Origin of the sequence: Mariniphaga sp. (assembly GCF_041687215.1) — a bacterium.
Classification (GTDB): domain Bacteria; phylum Bacteroidota; class Bacteroidia; order Bacteroidales; family Prolixibacteraceae; genus Mariniphaga.
Window position 1 is genome coordinate 1 of the sequence record NZ_JAWLCI010000020.1, and the last position, 16722, is coordinate 16722.

Genomic DNA, 16722 nt, shown 5'->3' on the forward strand with positions numbered 1-16722 from the left:
AATTCACTTTCCAACTAAAAACCACCTTCAAACTTAATTTTATCAGAAAAAATGCAATTTTACTTTCAATTCATTTTGATTTTTAAATATAGTTTTTACATTTGCCTGCATAAATAAAAATTTAGTTGATGAAATTAGTTGCTACATACATTCTAGTCATTCTCGTGGTCATTTCTGGAAACACCGGGAAAGGATAGAATTATATGTAGTTGTATAAGATACAAAACAAGCCTTTCCCGAAAACGGGGAAGGCTTTTTTAATAAAAAATTTGAATAAAAAGACAAAAAAGTATGCAAATTACATTACGAAGCAACACAACCACCCAGGGGCGCCGGATGGCCGGCGCACGAAGTCTCTGGCGGGCCAACGGAATGAAAGAAGAACACTTTGGCAGGCCGGTGATTGCCATTGTAAACTCGTTTACGCAATTTGTGCCGGGTCATGCCCACCTGCACGAAATTGGCCAATACCTGAAAGGGTTAATCGAAAAACAAGGCTATTTTGCCGCCGAGTTTAACACCATCGCCATCGACGACGGCATTGCCATGGGACACGACGGAATGCTCTATTCCCTTCCTTCGCGCGACGTGATTGCCGACAGTGTGGAATACATGTGCAACGGTCACAAGGTGGATGCGATGATTTGCATTTCAAACTGCGATAAAATTACTCCGGGAATGTTAATGGCGGCCATGCGGCTGAACATTCCGGCGGTGTTTGTTTCGGGCGGCCCCATGGAAGCCGGGGAAATTGGAGGAAAACATTTCGATTTGGTGGATGCCATGGTTATGGCTGCCGACCAGTCGGTTTCCGACCAGGAACTTGCGGTAATCGAACAAAACGCCTGCCCCACCTGTGGTTCTTGCTCGGGTATGTTCACCGCCAACTCTATGAACTGCCTTGCTGAAGCCATTGGCATGGCACTGCCCGGAAACGGAACCATTGTTGCCACCCACGCAAACCGCCGAAAACTGTTCGAAGAAGCTGTGGAGAAAATCATTTCAGCTACCAAAAAATATTATTTTGAAGGCGATGAATCGGTTCTGCCCCGAAACATTGCCAACCGCGATGCATTTTTAAATGCCATGAAGCTGGACATTGCCATGGGTGGCTCCACCAACACGGTACTGCACCTGCTGGCTATTGCCCACGAGGCAGAAGTGGAATTCACTATGAAAGACATCGACCGGCTTTCGCGAATTACACCCAATCTTTGCAAAGTGGCTCCCAGCTCGCACTACCATGTTCAGGATGTGAACCGTGCCGGAGGCATTCTATCCATTATGGCCGAACTCGACCGTGGCGGCCTCCTGGAAACTTCGGTAAACCGCATCGATGGCCGAACTTTAAAGGAAGCCATTGAAGCGTATGATGTGATGAACAACAATCTTTCGTCCGATGCAAAACAGCGGTTTCTGTCATCCCCCGGCGACGGAAAGCGCAATCTGACCATGGCCTCGCAGGAGAATTATTATACCGAACTGGATTCCGACCGTAAAAATGGTTGTATCCGCAGTGTGGAAAATGCCTACAATAAAGATGGCGGACTGGCCATACTTTACGGAAACATAGCTGAAAAAGGCTGTATAGTAAAAACCGCCGGTGTCGATCCTTCCATTTTCAAATTTACCGGAACAGCCAAAGTTTTCGACTCTCAGGATGATGCTGTAAACGGAATTTTAGGCGATTCGGTGCAGAAAGGCGATGTGGTGGTAATTCGTTACGAAGGTCCAAAAGGTGGTCCGGGAATGCAGGAGATGCTCTACCCCACTTCGTACCTGAAGTCGATGCAACTGGATAAATATTGTGCCCTGATTACCGACGGACGTTTTTCCGGTGGTACATCGGGGTTATCTGTGGGGCATGTATCTCCCGAAGCTGCTGCCGGAGGAGCCATCGGGCTTATTCAAAACAATGATAAAATTGAATTTGATATTGTAAACCGCACCATCAATCTGGTTATTTCAGATGAAGAACTGGCTGAACGACGAAAAGCTGAAGAAGCAAAAGGAGAAAATGCCTTTCAACCAACCGAACGCAAACGCCAGGTTTCCAAAGCGCTGAAAGCCTATGCCAGCCTGGTATCATCTGCCGATATGGGAGCGGTTCGCTTAATTGATTAGTTATTTGAAAATCTAAAAATTCGAAAATATGACAAAGAAAACAGTTTCAGGTTCGCAAGCCGTAATTCTTTCCCTGCTGGAAGAAGGCGTCGATACCATTTTCGGGTATCCGGGCGGGGCGATTATGCCCATTTACGATGCGTTGTACGACCACGACAAAAATGTAAAGCACATTCTCACCCGACATGAACAGGGAGCAGTACATGCTGCCGAAGGCTATGCACGGGTGACCGGAAAGGCGGGTGTCTGCTTTGCTACTTCAGGCCCCGGCGCGACCAATCTTATTACCGGAATTGCCGATGCCATGATTGATTCCACGCCGCTGGTTTGCATCACCGGGCAGGTGGCTTCCCCGCTGCTGGGAACAGATGCTTTCCAGGAATCGGATGTGGTGGGCATTTCCATGCCGGTTACCAAGTGGAATTACCAGATTACAACACCCGAAGAAATTCCGGAGGCGATTGCACAAGCATTTTACATTGCACAAACCGGTCGCCCGGGACCGGTGTTGCTCGACATAACCAAAGATGCTCAGTTTGGCGCACTGGATTTCGAGTATAAAAAGTGCCGGAAAATCAGGAGTTATGTTCCCGAGCCGCAGATTGATCCTTTCAAAGTAAAAGAAGCTGCCGACATCATCGATGAAGCCAAAAAGCCTTTGGTACTGTTCGGTCAGGGGGTAATTATTGCACAGGCTGAAGAAGAACTGAAAGCACTGGTGGAAAAAACCGGTACCCCGGCTGCCTGGACCCTGCTGGGACTTTCGGCCCTGCCAACCGATCATCCGCTGAATGTGGGAATGCTGGGGATGCACGGAAATTACGGCCCTAACCTGCTAACCAACGAAGCCGATGTAATTATTGCCGTAGGTATGCGTTTCGACGACCGGGTAACCGGCAAAGTAACAGCTTATGCCGGCAATGCCAAAATCATACATCTTGAAATTGATCCGTCTGAGATCAATAAAATTAAAAATGCAACCGTGGCTGTGCTCGGAAATGCAAAAAAAACCCTGAAAATGCTTACCGACAACGTGAAACAAAACCGACACGATGACTGGCTTGCCCGTTTCAGGGAATGCGATAAAATTGAAAATGAAAAAATCATTCATAAGGACCTTTTCCCCGAAAAACCGGGACTGACCATGGGAGAAGTAATTCGCATTGCCGGCGACAAAACAAGCCACGAGGCCATTTTGGTAACCGATGTGGGTCAGCACCAGATGGTTGCATCCAGGTACTTTAAATTCCGCCAGCCACGCAGCAACGTTACTTCCGGCGGACTGGGAACCATGGGATTTGGTCTGCCGGCAAGCATGGGAGCGCAGCTGGGAGCCCCCGACCGAACGGTTATTGCCGTTATTGGCGACGGCGGATTCCAGATGACCATCCAGGAACTGGGCACAATTGCTCAAAATAAACTTCCTGTGAAAATTATCATTTTGAATAACAATTTCCTCGGAATGGTGCGTCAGTGGCAGCAGCTTTTCTTCGAAAAAAGGTATTCGTTTACCGAATTGCAAAATCCCGATTTTATTGCCATCGGTAAAGGTTTTGGGATTGAAGGGCACAAAGTGGAAGTACGGGAAGACCTTGAAACAGGTATTCAAAAAATGATTGATCATCCCGGACCGTATTTACTCGAAGTGGTTATTGAAAAGGAAGACAATGTATTTCCCATGGTACCCACAGGGGCATCGGTTTCGGAAATTATGCTGGAACCGTAGGAGTTCAGAGTTTATCCCGATAGCTATCGGGACAGAGTTTAAAGTTAAAAGTTAAAAGTTGATAAAAATGAAACAGGAATATATCATCACGGTTTATTCGGAAAACCACATTGGTTTGCTTACGCGCATCACCATTGTTTTTACCCGGAGAAAAGTAAATATTGAGAGTTTAACCGTCTCGGAATCAGCCATACAGGGGGTTTACAAATTTACCATTGTGATAAAATCAACCAGGGAACTGGTAATAAAAATCGTAGGGCAAATCGAAAAGCAAATCGATGTATTAAAGGCATTTTACCATACCAACGAAGAGATGATTTACCAGGAAATTGCTTTGTATAAAGTACCTACCGAAGCGCTTTTTGAAAACGATACCATTGAACAGGTAGTCAGAAATTCAGGGGCGCGTATTCTGGAAATTACCAGGGAATACACGGTGATTGAAAAAACCGGACACAAGAAAGAAACACAGGCATTGTTTAACGAATTGAACAAAATCAAGGTTATGCAGTTTATTCGATCAGGCCGGGTGGCACTTACACGCGATCCCATCGAGCGCCTTTCCGAATTTTTAAAAGAACGGGATTCGTTACTTGAAAGTCTGGATTAATATTCAGCATAAAAACTGAATAAAAAATGATAAATTTGCACCGTTTTTAACAAGAAAATTAAAATTTAAAACAATAATCAAAAATTATGGCACAAATTAACTTTGGCGGAGTAACCGAAAAAGTGGTCCTCCGCGAAGAATTTCCGGTAGAAAAAGCACGCGAAGTATTAAAAGACGAAGTCATTGCCATTATTGGCTACGGCGTTCAGGGACCGGCCCAGGCGCTGAATATGAAAGACAACGGGTTCAACGTCATCATTGGTCAGGCACCCGAGTTTAAAGAAGACTGGGATAAGGCAGTCCGCGATGGTTTTGTACCGGGCGAAACACTTTTCCCGGTGGAAGAAGCCGCCAAAAAAGGAACAGTTATTCAGTACCTGGTATCCGATGCAGCACAACGAATCATTTGGCCGCAACTTGAACCTTGTCTCAACGAAGGTGACGCGCTGTATTTCTCGCATGGTTTTTCCATTACCTACAAAGAACAAACGGGTGTTATTCCTCCCAAAAATGTGGATGTAATTCTGGTTGCACCCAAAGGTTCGGGTGCCAGTGTTCGCACCAATTTCCTCGCAGGAAACGGTATTAATTCCAGCTACGCGGTATTCCAGGATTATACAGGAAAAGCCGAAGAACGCGCCCTTGCACTGGGAATCGCCATTGGTTCGGGGTACCTCTTCCCCACTACTTTCGAAAACGAAGTGTATTCTGATCTTACCGGCGAACGCGGAGTCCTGATGGGCGCTCTGGCCGGAATAATCGAAGCTCAGTACAAAGTTTTGCGCGACAACGGACACAGCCCGTCGGAAGCTTTTAACGAAACCGTGGAAGAACTGACACAAAGTCTCATTCGTCTGGTTGACCAGAACGGTATGGACTGGATGTATGCTAATTGCAGCGCCACCGCACAACGCGGCGCCCTCGACTGGCGGCATAAATTCCGCGAAGCTACCCTCCCGGTATTCAACGAGCTGTACGAAAGTGTAAAATCAGGCGTGGAAACCAAACGCGTTTTGGATTCAACTTCAAGTACCGACTACAAAACCAGCCTGAATGCCGAACTTAAAGAAATGCGCGAATCGGAATTGTGGCAGGCCGGAGCAGCAGTAAGAAAACTGCGGCCTAAGAAATAATTCTTTAGAATTACTTATCGAAAAAACCTGTTCCAAAATAAAGGAACAGGTTTTTTTGGGATAATCGGCTATTTCTTCCATTTAATGCAAATACCAATGAAGCTTAACAGGTGAATGTATCGGAAACTTCTTTGTTGGGTCCAACCAAGAGTCCTTCTTCCTTCTTGTACTTTCTGTACCAGTTGCTGAATGTTTTTACCGATAGGTTTTCGCGGGAACAAAACTTACTCTGGGATAATCCGCTTTCCTGCCACAATTCTATTGCCAGATACATTTCTTCTTTGCTATATCCGTCAGTTGCCGGACTGGCTTTCTGATTTTTTCGCATGGCAGCACGAAGATAGGAGCCTGCGGGTCATCTAACAAGACGAGGTTAGTAGACGGGATACATACCAGCGAGTTCTGGAAACGCAAAAACAGCCGCAAGTCATCCGGGGAACCGGAAGAAGAAAGCGAACCCGCTAACGAATAATGAGAAAGGGGCGTCTGCCAATTGGCAGACGCCCCTTTTTCAACCCGCGAATCCAAATGTTTAACTCGTGCATCCAAAACCTCTACACGTTTTCATAAAAACCCCTACTCGTGCGGGGCAAAGTTCAACAGGACACCCAAAACCTCTACTCGAATTGTAAAAAAGTTCTACCCGTACGGTGCAAAGTGCTACTCGGCCCAGTAAATACAGGGGAGTTTTTTATAAAAATCAAACTTTTCGGGCTTTACCTTTATTACAGCTCCTTTCCGGATAAAAGAATCAAATGCTGACTCTTTTTTGTGAGTGGGTCCAACATCCCGAGAGTAGGAGGATTGTTGCCCAAATAATTAGTGTATGCCTCATTTTTTATATTTTGATAATTCTACGAAAATACTTCAATCTTGGCAAAAGCTTCGAATCTGGTGTGTCTGACACCCGATTTACATGCCAGCTGAATAAATCATTCGGTTACTTTTTCAAAAATAATCAATGATTTAGTTGTTAATCATTTTCCCAACTTCTGTTAGCGTTTTTACATCAATTTCTCTCAATTTGCCTTCGTAATTTGGCCCCACATTTATAGAAAATATATTTCCGTATTTCACTGCACCCAAGTAATCCTGATAGATCTTTTTGGCCGGGTGTACTAAATCGTCCCATTTGGGCAGTGAGTAAAACCACATAGCCCCTCCCTGACGTCTCGATCCATCTTCCAGGGTTTGGGGTAGGAGAGGATAGGTGAATTCTGCAACCTGATATCCCTTGTAAGTTGATTCAGCTTCTGCATTATATACAGTTGCAGTTGTATCACCAATATGACCCGGTCTCCCCATTTCACGCAAATTTAACCTCCCGGCAGGTTCTCCATGGTTAAATCCAACAAAACTATTGGGTTGAAACTGATGCACCCATTCAACAGTTTCCTTATGATTTAATCCCCCATCTCCGACGGCGTGATCCATCCACCAAAATTCTATGGGTCCATAATTTGTCAGAAGTTCTTTGAGCTGAGCTTTTTTCATTTCCGGATTGATGCCTTTACCCGCTCCCCCTCCTTTTCCATCAACAGCACCAGGCCAGTTCCAATCTCCCTCTGAGAAGTATAGTGCCAGTTTTATTCCGTATTTATCACATGACTTTCGCAATTCATCCAGAACATCTAAACCAAGTGGACTGTTGGTCACTTTCTTATCAGTGGTTTCGGTATCCCACAAACAAAAACCATCGTGGTGCTTAGTCAGGAATAAGATATAGCCCATACCTGCATCTTTGGCCACTTTACACCATTGGTCGGTGTCAACACCTGTGGCTTTAAAATAACCCACATCTTTGTCGAGTGTCGGAGTCCACTCCTGCCCCGAAAAAGTACTGAATGACCAGCATATAAACATGCCCCATTTCATTTCTTTTATTTGTTCAGCGCGTGTGTTGTCATCAATTTTCACGGTGTAATCTACATTGGACCGATTAGTGCAACCAATAAAAATTGCTACAATAAGGATGCTTAAATAACTTTTCATTTGATACATAATTTTGGTTTTTAATATAAATGTTAAAACCACCTCCTTTGGGGGTGGTCATGTTTAAAAGGCTACGCCAAAATTTTGCTAAATTCGTCACATGAGTAATTTTTAAAAGTTAAGGCATGTAATTTACAGGTGTACGTACCACATTGTTTGGTCACCAAAGTACCGATATCGAGTTCTTGAAGGTCTTGTTAAAGAATTGCTTTCAAAAGATATTCCGATGTTGTTGGAATGGAGGTCAAGCGAGATGATCGAAATGAACATTCAAAAAGATCATGTACACCTGATTGTAAGTGTTCCGCCCAAGATTTCAATATCTCAACTTATGGGAACCTTGAAGGGTAAAACAGCCAACAAATCTTCAAAAGTTATCCTCAGTTGCGTACAAAACCCTATTGGGGTAATCATTTTTGGGCCAAAGGGTATTGTGTAGATACAATTGGTCTTGACGAAGACAAGATCAAGAAATACCTAAAATATCAAGAAGAGCAAGAACGTCTCGAAGAGCAGCAGCGGCTTAACTTCGACCCCTATAGGGGCGACCTAATAAGTCCACCTTCTTTGAGGGTGGATTCTTTAATGTTTTTTTTAATAATTTTTAAATGTTAAATGGCTTGCTGTTAGAAGCTCCATTCCATATTAAAAAAAGTATTAATGGCAAAATAAGCATTCCATATTTTCATTCAATTTGTTTAAATAATTCTTTGCATGATTTATTGAGACGGAATAGAAAGTGACATCAACCTTTAGTTCATCCTTTTTAATCCAATGTGTGACTAACCATTCCTTCAAACTTCATAAAATCAAAAAGCGCGTAGTTTTCTTGTTTAGCTATGTGATCTCCCATAAAAGTTAAGTTTTCGACACTGGAAAAAATATAAAAGGGTATTTCTCTTCCAAAATTTAATTGCCGGGAAGAAATCAGTTTATGATCGACATACCACTCAATAAAATATTTATCCTTTTTTAAACTCAGCTTCATACTAAATTCATACCAGGCATTTGCCTTTATTGGTTTTATTTCCTGATGCCATGGATTCCCCTGTGAGGTTACATAACAGACCAAATCTGAACCTGTTGCATTTACTTTTTTTCTTACTTCCTCTTTCCCATATCCGATTTCAAAATCCAGCTCGTGCAAATCATCATAATATAAAAAACACCCTATGCTGGCCATATCGCCTTCACCCATCCGGGGGACATATACCCTCCAGGTATATTTTCCGTCCAGATATATTTTGCTTTTAGTCCTTACTTTGGGTCTGTCATATGAATTTGGACGAGTAAACATTTTAAGGGTATCTCCATTCAAAAAATAGTTAATTCTGCCATCCATATTTTGGGAACCATCAACAATTTCATCAAGTGAGAAAAAATTCCATTCTTCAGTTTTCACTTGAAATAGTTTTTGATTTGCAGCTGTGGGTTGGTTAAGTGAGTTGTTTTGTCCCGTCTTTTTTTGAATTACTACATATCCGGTTAAATGACTAATTGTTAAATGCATTATAAAAATACCAGATAGGCTTAAAACCAGTAAATAATATTTTCCTGCCATATTGTATCTTTTTAAAATTATCAATTTCAATAATCCGGCCCCATGTCCCAACCACTTTCTTTTCCTAAAATTTTATCTCCAAGTCTTTTAGGAGCTTTATTAGGTTCCCCTGAATAAATAGATTTTTGAAGAACAGGCTTATCAGATGCACGACAAATGATGTATTCAGTTCCCGGTTTTGTGTTAAATGAAATAACATCACTGTCAATGATTTTATTTTTAATTTGATGTTTTGTATCCATTAAATACACAGAAACCTCCTGGTCAGGCCAAGGATTTTGCAATTTGCACGTGTTCCCTTCCAGGCTTTTTATGCTTACCTGAATAATTTCATTTTTATCATTTCTTTCAGATAATACTAAAAAAGCACCCCTTGCCAATAATTTGAACGCTAATGGTGTATTATCCCAGGCTTTAGGAACTGCCGGAAAAACACGAATCTTACCTTCATTGCTTTGCAACATCATTTCATTTACTGTTGTAGCATAATTACTGATAGGCTCCAACCCACATTGAAAAAATGCATGCGATCGGATTCTGTATGCACCATCTAATAAGTCATGAACTGATTTTAGATTATAAATATTATCGGGATATCCGGTCACATTAGTCATTAAACCCTGTGGATACATTTGATGAATTTTAATACCGTTTAACAAATAGGTTAATGCTTCATCTCCCATCCCAATTCGGGCAGCTACTATAGGAGTCGGATAATGAGCATTGGTATGTTCCCTGCATTTCACCACATTTGCAACGGCTTTTCCTAATGCAGTATTTTTTTCATCAATACCTATCACGCCGGAAGGGAATGCAATGGAGCCACCATTCATCCAAACCAATGGAGAATATCTCTTATCAGTAAAATATTCATCTGCGGGAACAATGGCATCACCAATGTCATCAAAATGTTCGATTCTCCTTTCCCATAGATTTTCTAAAACATATTTCCACTTTTTAATTTTATCATGATCTGTATTTAAAATAGTTGCGGCAGTAATACAATTTTTCAAAAGGGCCTCAATACTATTCCTATCTGTAATTGGATTTTTAACATATTGTATTCCTTCGGATTCCTGCATAGAAGCCAGTAAAAAATATTCTTTTTTATTATTGTCCCATTCCAGTTTATCTAAGTAAAAATTTGCAGCTTTTGTCATAAACACATAAGCTTTATCTTTGAGAAACTGAATATCTCTGGTATAATCATAATAATCCCAAAATAAAGCAGCTATTTGACTTGCCGGTATGTAGTTATGTTTCATACTTCCCCAGTTCTTACTTACTTGCCTACCATCAAAATCATGTGCCTCTGTAATTAGTATCGCGTCGCTTGTAGCACCTTTTTCCTTTGCCAGTTCTTCTGCAAACGGAATCATATTAAAGTATGTATTGAGGTAGGGTGACATCAAATCGCAATCGTTTTGAGCACATAATCCCCAGTATTGTTGTTGCGTATTCCAGTGGTGAGGTATCACCCAATTTAAAACATCTCTGTTCCAACGCCATAAGCCACCATTAAAATTGATTGGATATTTTCCTTGCGAACCAGCTCCCATCAAATACCGACGTAAATAATAAATGTTTTCGAGGTAGTCATCACCAAGTTTCACAAACGATTTAGACCAAAATGAATTATACCATTCATTTTTTTCTTTTTTAAGTTGCTGCACAGTAGTCTGCTCTGCCTCATCAAGAAGAGCTATGGCTGCATCTTTGGGGTTTGAACTTTCTTTAATGGTAACAACGCTTACCAGAACTGTAAATTTTTTATTAGTGTTTTTAAGTTCAATCCTATGAGAACTTATTTTGGAAGGAAGACTTTCGTTGTCAAGAATCCTGCAAGCAACAACGAAGTTAACACCAGCTCCAGTCTCTTCCAAAATGATATCTTTCCCCTGAACTTGTGTAATGGTATTTCCAATTGCAACATCTACTTGTTTTGGAAAGTTACCACCATACCAACCTGAAAAAGACCGGCTTCCAATACGTTCAAGTGAAATGGTAGAAATTAATCCATCCTTCATGAACTTATTTTCCGGTAAATTTTCACATTCAATTACCCATACATTTTTTCCATGAGATAACCAGGTACTTATATTAGTTTTTGAGTATGCTGTATTGGCTCTATAGGTAACCTCTCCATCTGCAAGTGAAAGTCTTCCTTCAAAGTCACTCATGTGTATCCAACTAAAAACCGGTGCGCCAAAGTCTATTTTCAACCTTCCGCAATGCCTTAAGCTACTAAAGTCATTTTCTCGTGGATCAGGCTCAGACCACAAATCATTTTTGTTAATTTGTATTTCAATACCATTTTCATGGTTCCAAATCATTCCACCTAAATCACCGTTTCCCATGGGGAATCCTTCTGCTTCCAACTGTGTTGGTGATAGAAAAACAATATCATGTTTTGACAAATAAGATGGCAACACTTTAAAGGATGATGATTTCATCTGAATTAATGTTTCTTCGCCATGTTCTTTATCCTTATGCTTACCTTTAAAAGAGAATAAAAAAATACACGAAATTAGTAACAGAATAAAATAATTTTTCATTGTATTATATTTTTAAATAACTCAAGTTTTTCTTTTTTTACTTTAAAAATTTCCTATTAATCAACTTATTTAATATAAATATTTTTTTTAACAATGACTTTTTCTACGTGTATATGAGATCCTTCAGTAATATTTGCGATATAGAAACCATCTGCAATTTTTCCCAGTGAGATCGTGTTGTTTCCTTTTGTTAACTCCTTTTCCAAAAGCGTTTTCCCCTGAATAGACCTTAAATGAAACATTCCGCGAATTCCTGCTATCTCGACATTTAGCCTACTATTTGCAGGATTCGGATAGAGTTTAATCATAGAGTTACCAAAATTATCATTAACAACAGAAGTATTTACATCCTTATATTTTAAAATAAAGAAGACATTATAATCGTCAGAATACTTGGTATCTAAAAGACCATTATCAGTACCATCAAGAAGAGCCCCTTCCAAGGATTTAAAACCATTAAGACCACTCTTTAAATTTAATCCATACTCACCTTCTCTTAATCCTTTGTACTCTAACAACAGAATATTCGTCTCGTCATTAAAAGTCATCTTTTCCGGAGAAAATACACCTCCTCCATTCTGAATTATATTTGCAATTCCACTGTTGAAAAGTGTTCGTATTTTTTGATTAAACTGCACTTTTACAAAAAAAGATTCCTGCTGTCCCTTATAGGCTATATCTCCCTCGCTTACCGTGCAGGAATCTATTTGAAGAGGATTAAGTTCTTCTGGAACATAGTAGGTGTTATCCGGATATAGAGAAACCATATGCTTGGGTTGCTCAAAATGTATTTTCTTTGTATTATCCGGCAATATTAAATTAACGCTCTCGGTAGGTTTAATCGAAGGTAATTTTGTTGAGCCAATCTCTTCACCCAAGACACTAATAAACTGAACAATAACGCCCTCTGGAATATCTTCATTTCCTATGTTCTGAAAAGCCAAATGTCCACCTTTTGGATGAATATGAATGACCGGCTTAAAGAAAAAGTCAATAATATTTTCATCCAACAAACTTTCAAGACTTACTGCAAAGTATGCATTGAAGAAAGAAATACCATTCATTTCAGGAGCAATTCTTCTGTAACTGGCAAATTCTTTCTTTAAATCATAAGCAGTTAATGGACCGTAGTTGACATTCGTTTGGTCTATATTCAAAACAAAACCCGGACTCATTGAAAGTAGGCCACCATAATAATCCAAATTTGATTCTTTCATGTCACTCCAGCGTTTCTTTGTCAACTCATCTCCTCCATAGTAGTTCTCACTGAAGCATATAGCTTTGGCTTTTCTCAAATTCCATGCTGCTTTTCCTGTCTTATACTCTATACCTGCAACATACGGAAGACATTCAAACAACCCACCTTTTTCTTCATAGAGCAACCAAAGGGCTTTATGAAGTTTCATCTGGTATTCGCTATCATGGACATACAACTCATCAATCGTAATTCCCGAATAATCATCATGATTTAAACTTTTTTTCCAATAATCTTTAATACTATATACACTAAGGTTTTCAAGTCCGTAACCATATCCATATCCAGACAACTTTGTGCCATTTTTAATATAATAGTCATTAAATTTAGATTCCTGACTAACGGATAACATGTGTGTCGCATATTTAGGTAGAACAAGCGGACTCCAGAAATGAAACATCAGAGGAACGGCAGTTGCATAAAATATTCTTTCATATTCTTGACAACTAATTGTATACTTACCATAAGTATTAACAACTAGTTTTAATTGTCCCAAAGCATTTAACTTTAAGTTTTCTATCGAACCATCTGGCAGTTCAAGTGTTATTGGTGAATTTTCTGCATTATCCATATAACCTGTTATTGTAACAGTATCCGATACAACAGGAATAGCTTTAGATAATCCAATATTACATATCGGATCAGTAATCGTTATTCTCAGTCTGTTGAGTTGGTGTAATCCTTCTGTGCCATCACTTTCAGAAAGAAAGGTTGTTAATACATTCTTATTACCTGGAATTATATATTCACTTACATCAAAAGATTTATCTACCCAGGTTCCGGATCTTCCAATTGAATCACCGTTAAGGTAAATAAAATGATTCATTTTAGAGGTACCCAATACAAGATGTACGGACTTTCCGGTCCATTGCTGGGGAACATTAAACTCTTTACGAAACCATGTTGCACCACTAAATCCCTTTTGCGAAACAAGAAAAGTCTCTCGGTTAGTTAATTCCGAAGGAGTAAGAAATTCTTCCCACGCTGAATCATTATAATCAACATCAAAGTAGCCCTTTTCTTTTCCCGATTCATAAGAATCGTTCTTTACTCTAATGTTCTCCTTAAGATTAACAAAAGAAGGAAAATCTTGAGCATAGCTATTGTGTGAAAATAAAACAGCTAAAATTTCTAACAAAAGCACTAAGTGAATTTTTTTTCTTTTCTTCATATTGAATTTTAATTTGATAAATTATCGTTAGAAATTATTTAGGAAGATATGTTGTTACATATCTTCCTAAATAATAAACTAACTATTCAACAATTGAGTTAAAATAAAGAAAGCTTATTCGTACCAGAATGTCATTTCTGACAATGCAGTATATGGCTCTCCATTCCAAGTCTCCAAAATTCTATATCTTATATACCTCACCGGTGTATCATCTCCAATATCAGTTTTGTAACTATCAGGAGAACCATTCCAATCAGGTGAAGTTTCATGATCGAGCAATTTAATCCATCCTTTTTCGATCATTTCGTTTTCCCAGCCCGGATCATTTGATTCTAGCGTGGTTGAAGCATCAGTAATATCAGGTATCCCCCAAATTTGAAATTTCTTTGGATTTCGTCCCTGACAACAATCCTTTCTAGGATCCAACTGAATTCTAACCAAACTTACATCAACCCCCAAATCTATGGTAAAATGATGCGGTATGCCATCATTATTCTCTCCATGACAACCGCTGTGGTAGTAGTCATTAGTCTTATTATTCCATAGGTTAGTAATGTTTCCTCCATAACAATCTCCAGGTGTATCCGTTGGCAATTTAACAAATGACCATGTATCTTTATTCAGTTCCAACGCAATTGTAGGAACAATAGTAAGAGAATCCGAGATAAACTCATCAATTACATTTGGCTCTGGCTCATATAATGTCGTATAACTAAAACCTTTTTTTACATTTATCTCAGTAATTTCTGTTTCCATTTCCGACATCGGGACATTAAGGATAACCTCCTCTCCATTAACATCTGTATAGTTCAATCTGCAACTTACGCCATCATCAACAATACCATTCCATACTATTATAATATGCTCAACATCTATTATCACAACTTCTTTAATAGGCCTGATTGCACGAACAGCCATGTATTTATCCCCATAAACTTTCCCATAAACATCAAAAGGTAAAGACTTATTTCCATGCGCATCTAAACTTATAAAATTAAAAGCATAGTCCTTTTCAGGCAAATTCGCCAATATTTTACTAAAGACACCCGTTTGGTTATTAATATTTACCTCGGTTGAATCAGTATAATTATTCCAGAAAATCCGTATTGTTTCAATATTTCCTACACCAATTGAAATATCAAACTTAACTCGATTGTATCCTGGTTTTACTAAAACACTATCTACTTTTGCAGCATAAATAGTCTCCTCCGTTTCAAGATAATTTTTGAAATTATCTTCCATTTTGGAACAAGACAAAACAAAAATTAAAGCCAATATTATATATATATTTTTCATTTTTCTATTTTTAATATTAATTATCAAGAATAACCCCCCATATCATTAGCTCCCCAAAGTGAGCCATGGTACCACCTGACCAATTCTCATCTATTGCAAACCTAATGAATCTTACCGGTATGTTAGTCGCTTCAATATCTATAAAGTAATCAAATCCTGCATCAGCAGCATCAAAGTCTCCCTGCGTGGGAACGTCTTCTCCCGATGGTATTACCATCTCATAAGTGCCTAAAAGTTTCCATGAAGGATGATCCAGACAAGGTTCTTTAGTAAGTGATCCATATACCCGCCATTTTTTTATAGTATTATGGTTAAATGAAAAATTGGTACCAGAGCCATCATCTCTTTGATAATACTTATATCGGCTTAGATTTGCTGTTACTCCAAGATCAAATGTAAAACTGAATGGAGGAACACCATCTCCAGTTTCATAATATGTATTAAGTTGTCCATCAAAAAGGTGAGCAAACTGTGTTTGTGGATCTCTAAAATTTGGCCCAACATCTACACACAATCCTTCTGCAATATCGTATGCACCCGGCATGGCATAATCCCTTACAGGAGACATTTTTGTATGATCCAGTTGTTCATCAAATAAGGGTTGTAAGCTTTTCCAGGTAGCCTGCGATGTATTTCCCCATCTATCTATTACTACTACGCCAAATTCTCTTTCTGAATACCCATAAGATGGATCCATTGAAAGAAACCACCCTTTCTCAAAATCAGTGTAATTATCATCTAATATTACTATTTCACCCTCATCATCATAACCAAGTAACTGTATAATCAATTCATCTTTTTCCACATTTCCCTGCCATCTAACAATTACTCCTGAAAAAGTTGCCTCAATTGAAATATTGTTACCGGCTATTATATAGGAAGGGGTTGTCGGAGAAACAGTTAATTGAATGCCGGAAGATTCATTTTCGTTTCTGTCAACTGCTTTTATTATCACTTTATAATCGCCGGCCTCAGGAAATCCATCAAGAAATAAAACTGGTTTATAGAAGGATGATTTCACCACGCGTTGTACCCCATTTACATTATATTCGGCCATCAAATAAAGCACATCTTCTTCAGGAGGAAGCAAACACTCAATTGTAACTGAACCACTCGAATTAAGAACGTTATCTACAGTTGGATTTGAAGGAGCTTGTGAATCGCCACTTGTCAAATCCTGAACATTGAATTCACTTCCACAAGATAAAAGAAAGCTTGCGATACACACCAAAATTGAACCATATAGGATTGAATTCCTCAAACTGTTTATTTTTTTATAATATTTATTCATAATATTAA

At 39.4% G+C, this 16722-nt stretch carries 11 protein-coding genes and 1 pseudogene; 5 read left to right on the top strand and 7 right to left on the bottom strand.

From position 1 onward, the window contains the following. The first annotated feature begins 291 nt into the window (after positions 1-291). The 4 genes from ilvD (at position 292) to ilvC (ending at position 5593) form a co-directional block, all read left to right on the top strand. Complete coding sequence (gene ilvD, locus ACESMA_RS08985; RefSeq protein WP_372948463.1) at positions 292-2124, top strand: dihydroxy-acid dehydratase; 1833 nt, start codon at positions 292-294, stop codon at positions 2122-2124. Positions 2125-2152: 28 nt separating this feature from the next. Then, a complete protein-coding gene (gene ilvB / locus ACESMA_RS08990; RefSeq protein WP_372948464.1) occupies positions 2153-3850 on the top strand; it encodes a biosynthetic-type acetolactate synthase large subunit in 1698 nt (565 codons plus the stop codon). 67 nt (positions 3851-3917) lie between these two features. Further along, positions 3918-4460: an acetolactate synthase small subunit gene (gene ilvN, locus ACESMA_RS08995; protein ID WP_372948465.1), complete on the top strand. Its 543-nt coding sequence runs from the start codon at positions 3918-3920 to the stop codon at positions 4458-4460. Between the two features lie 86 nt (positions 4461-4546). Beyond that, positions 4547-5593, top strand: coding sequence for a ketol-acid reductoisomerase (gene ilvC / locus ACESMA_RS09000; RefSeq protein WP_372948466.1), 1047 nt, complete (start codon positions 4547-4549; stop codon positions 5591-5593). A 103-nt stretch (positions 5594-5696) separates the two neighbouring features. Here ilvC and tnpA (ACESMA_RS09005) read toward each other — a convergent pair whose 3' ends face one another. Beyond that, positions 5697-5921: an IS66 family insertion sequence element accessory protein TnpA gene (tnpA, locus tag ACESMA_RS09005; RefSeq protein ID WP_372948467.1), complete on the bottom strand. Its 225-nt coding sequence runs from the start codon at positions 5919-5921 to the stop codon at positions 5697-5699. A 638-nt stretch (positions 5922-6559) separates the two neighbouring features. Continuing rightward, positions 6560-7585, bottom strand: coding sequence for an alpha-L-fucosidase (locus ACESMA_RS09010; RefSeq protein WP_372948468.1), 1026 nt, complete (start codon positions 7583-7585; stop codon positions 6560-6562). A gap of 130 nt (positions 7586-7715) precedes the next feature. Between ACESMA_RS09010 and tnpA (ACESMA_RS09015) the strand changes: the two are divergent. Continuing rightward, a pseudogene (gene tnpA, locus ACESMA_RS09015) lies at positions 7716-8104 on the top strand (IS200/IS605 family transposase); the annotation flags it as partial. 247 nt (positions 8105-8351) lie between these two features. On the opposite strand, the gene ACESMA_RS09020 reads toward tnpA (ACESMA_RS09015), so the two are convergent. The 5 genes from ACESMA_RS09020 to ACESMA_RS09040 form a co-directional block, all read right to left on the bottom strand. Next, entirely contained in the window at positions 8352-9146 is a 795-nt protein-coding gene (locus tag ACESMA_RS09020) for a hypothetical protein (RefSeq protein WP_372948469.1), read from the bottom strand. A gap of 26 nt (positions 9147-9172) precedes the next feature. Then, positions 9173-11701 carry a glycosyl hydrolase family 95 catalytic domain-containing protein gene (locus ACESMA_RS09025; protein WP_372948470.1) on the bottom strand — a complete coding sequence of 843 codons (2529 nt, stop codon included), beginning with the start codon at positions 11699-11701 and terminating at the stop codon, positions 9173-9175. 65 nt (positions 11702-11766) lie between these two features. Next, complete coding sequence (locus tag ACESMA_RS09030; RefSeq protein WP_372948471.1) at positions 11767-14127, bottom strand: T9SS type A sorting domain-containing protein; 2361 nt, start codon at positions 14125-14127, stop codon at positions 11767-11769. A 114-nt stretch (positions 14128-14241) separates the two neighbouring features. After that, entirely contained in the window at positions 14242-15423 is a 1182-nt protein-coding gene (locus tag ACESMA_RS09035) for a DUF4998 domain-containing protein (RefSeq protein ID WP_372948472.1), read from the bottom strand. Between the two features lie 16 nt (positions 15424-15439). Beyond that, a complete protein-coding gene (locus ACESMA_RS09040) occupies positions 15440-16714 on the bottom strand; it encodes a DUF5000 domain-containing lipoprotein (protein ID WP_372948473.1) in 1275 nt (424 codons plus the stop codon). Positions 16715-16722: the final 8 nt, after the last annotated feature.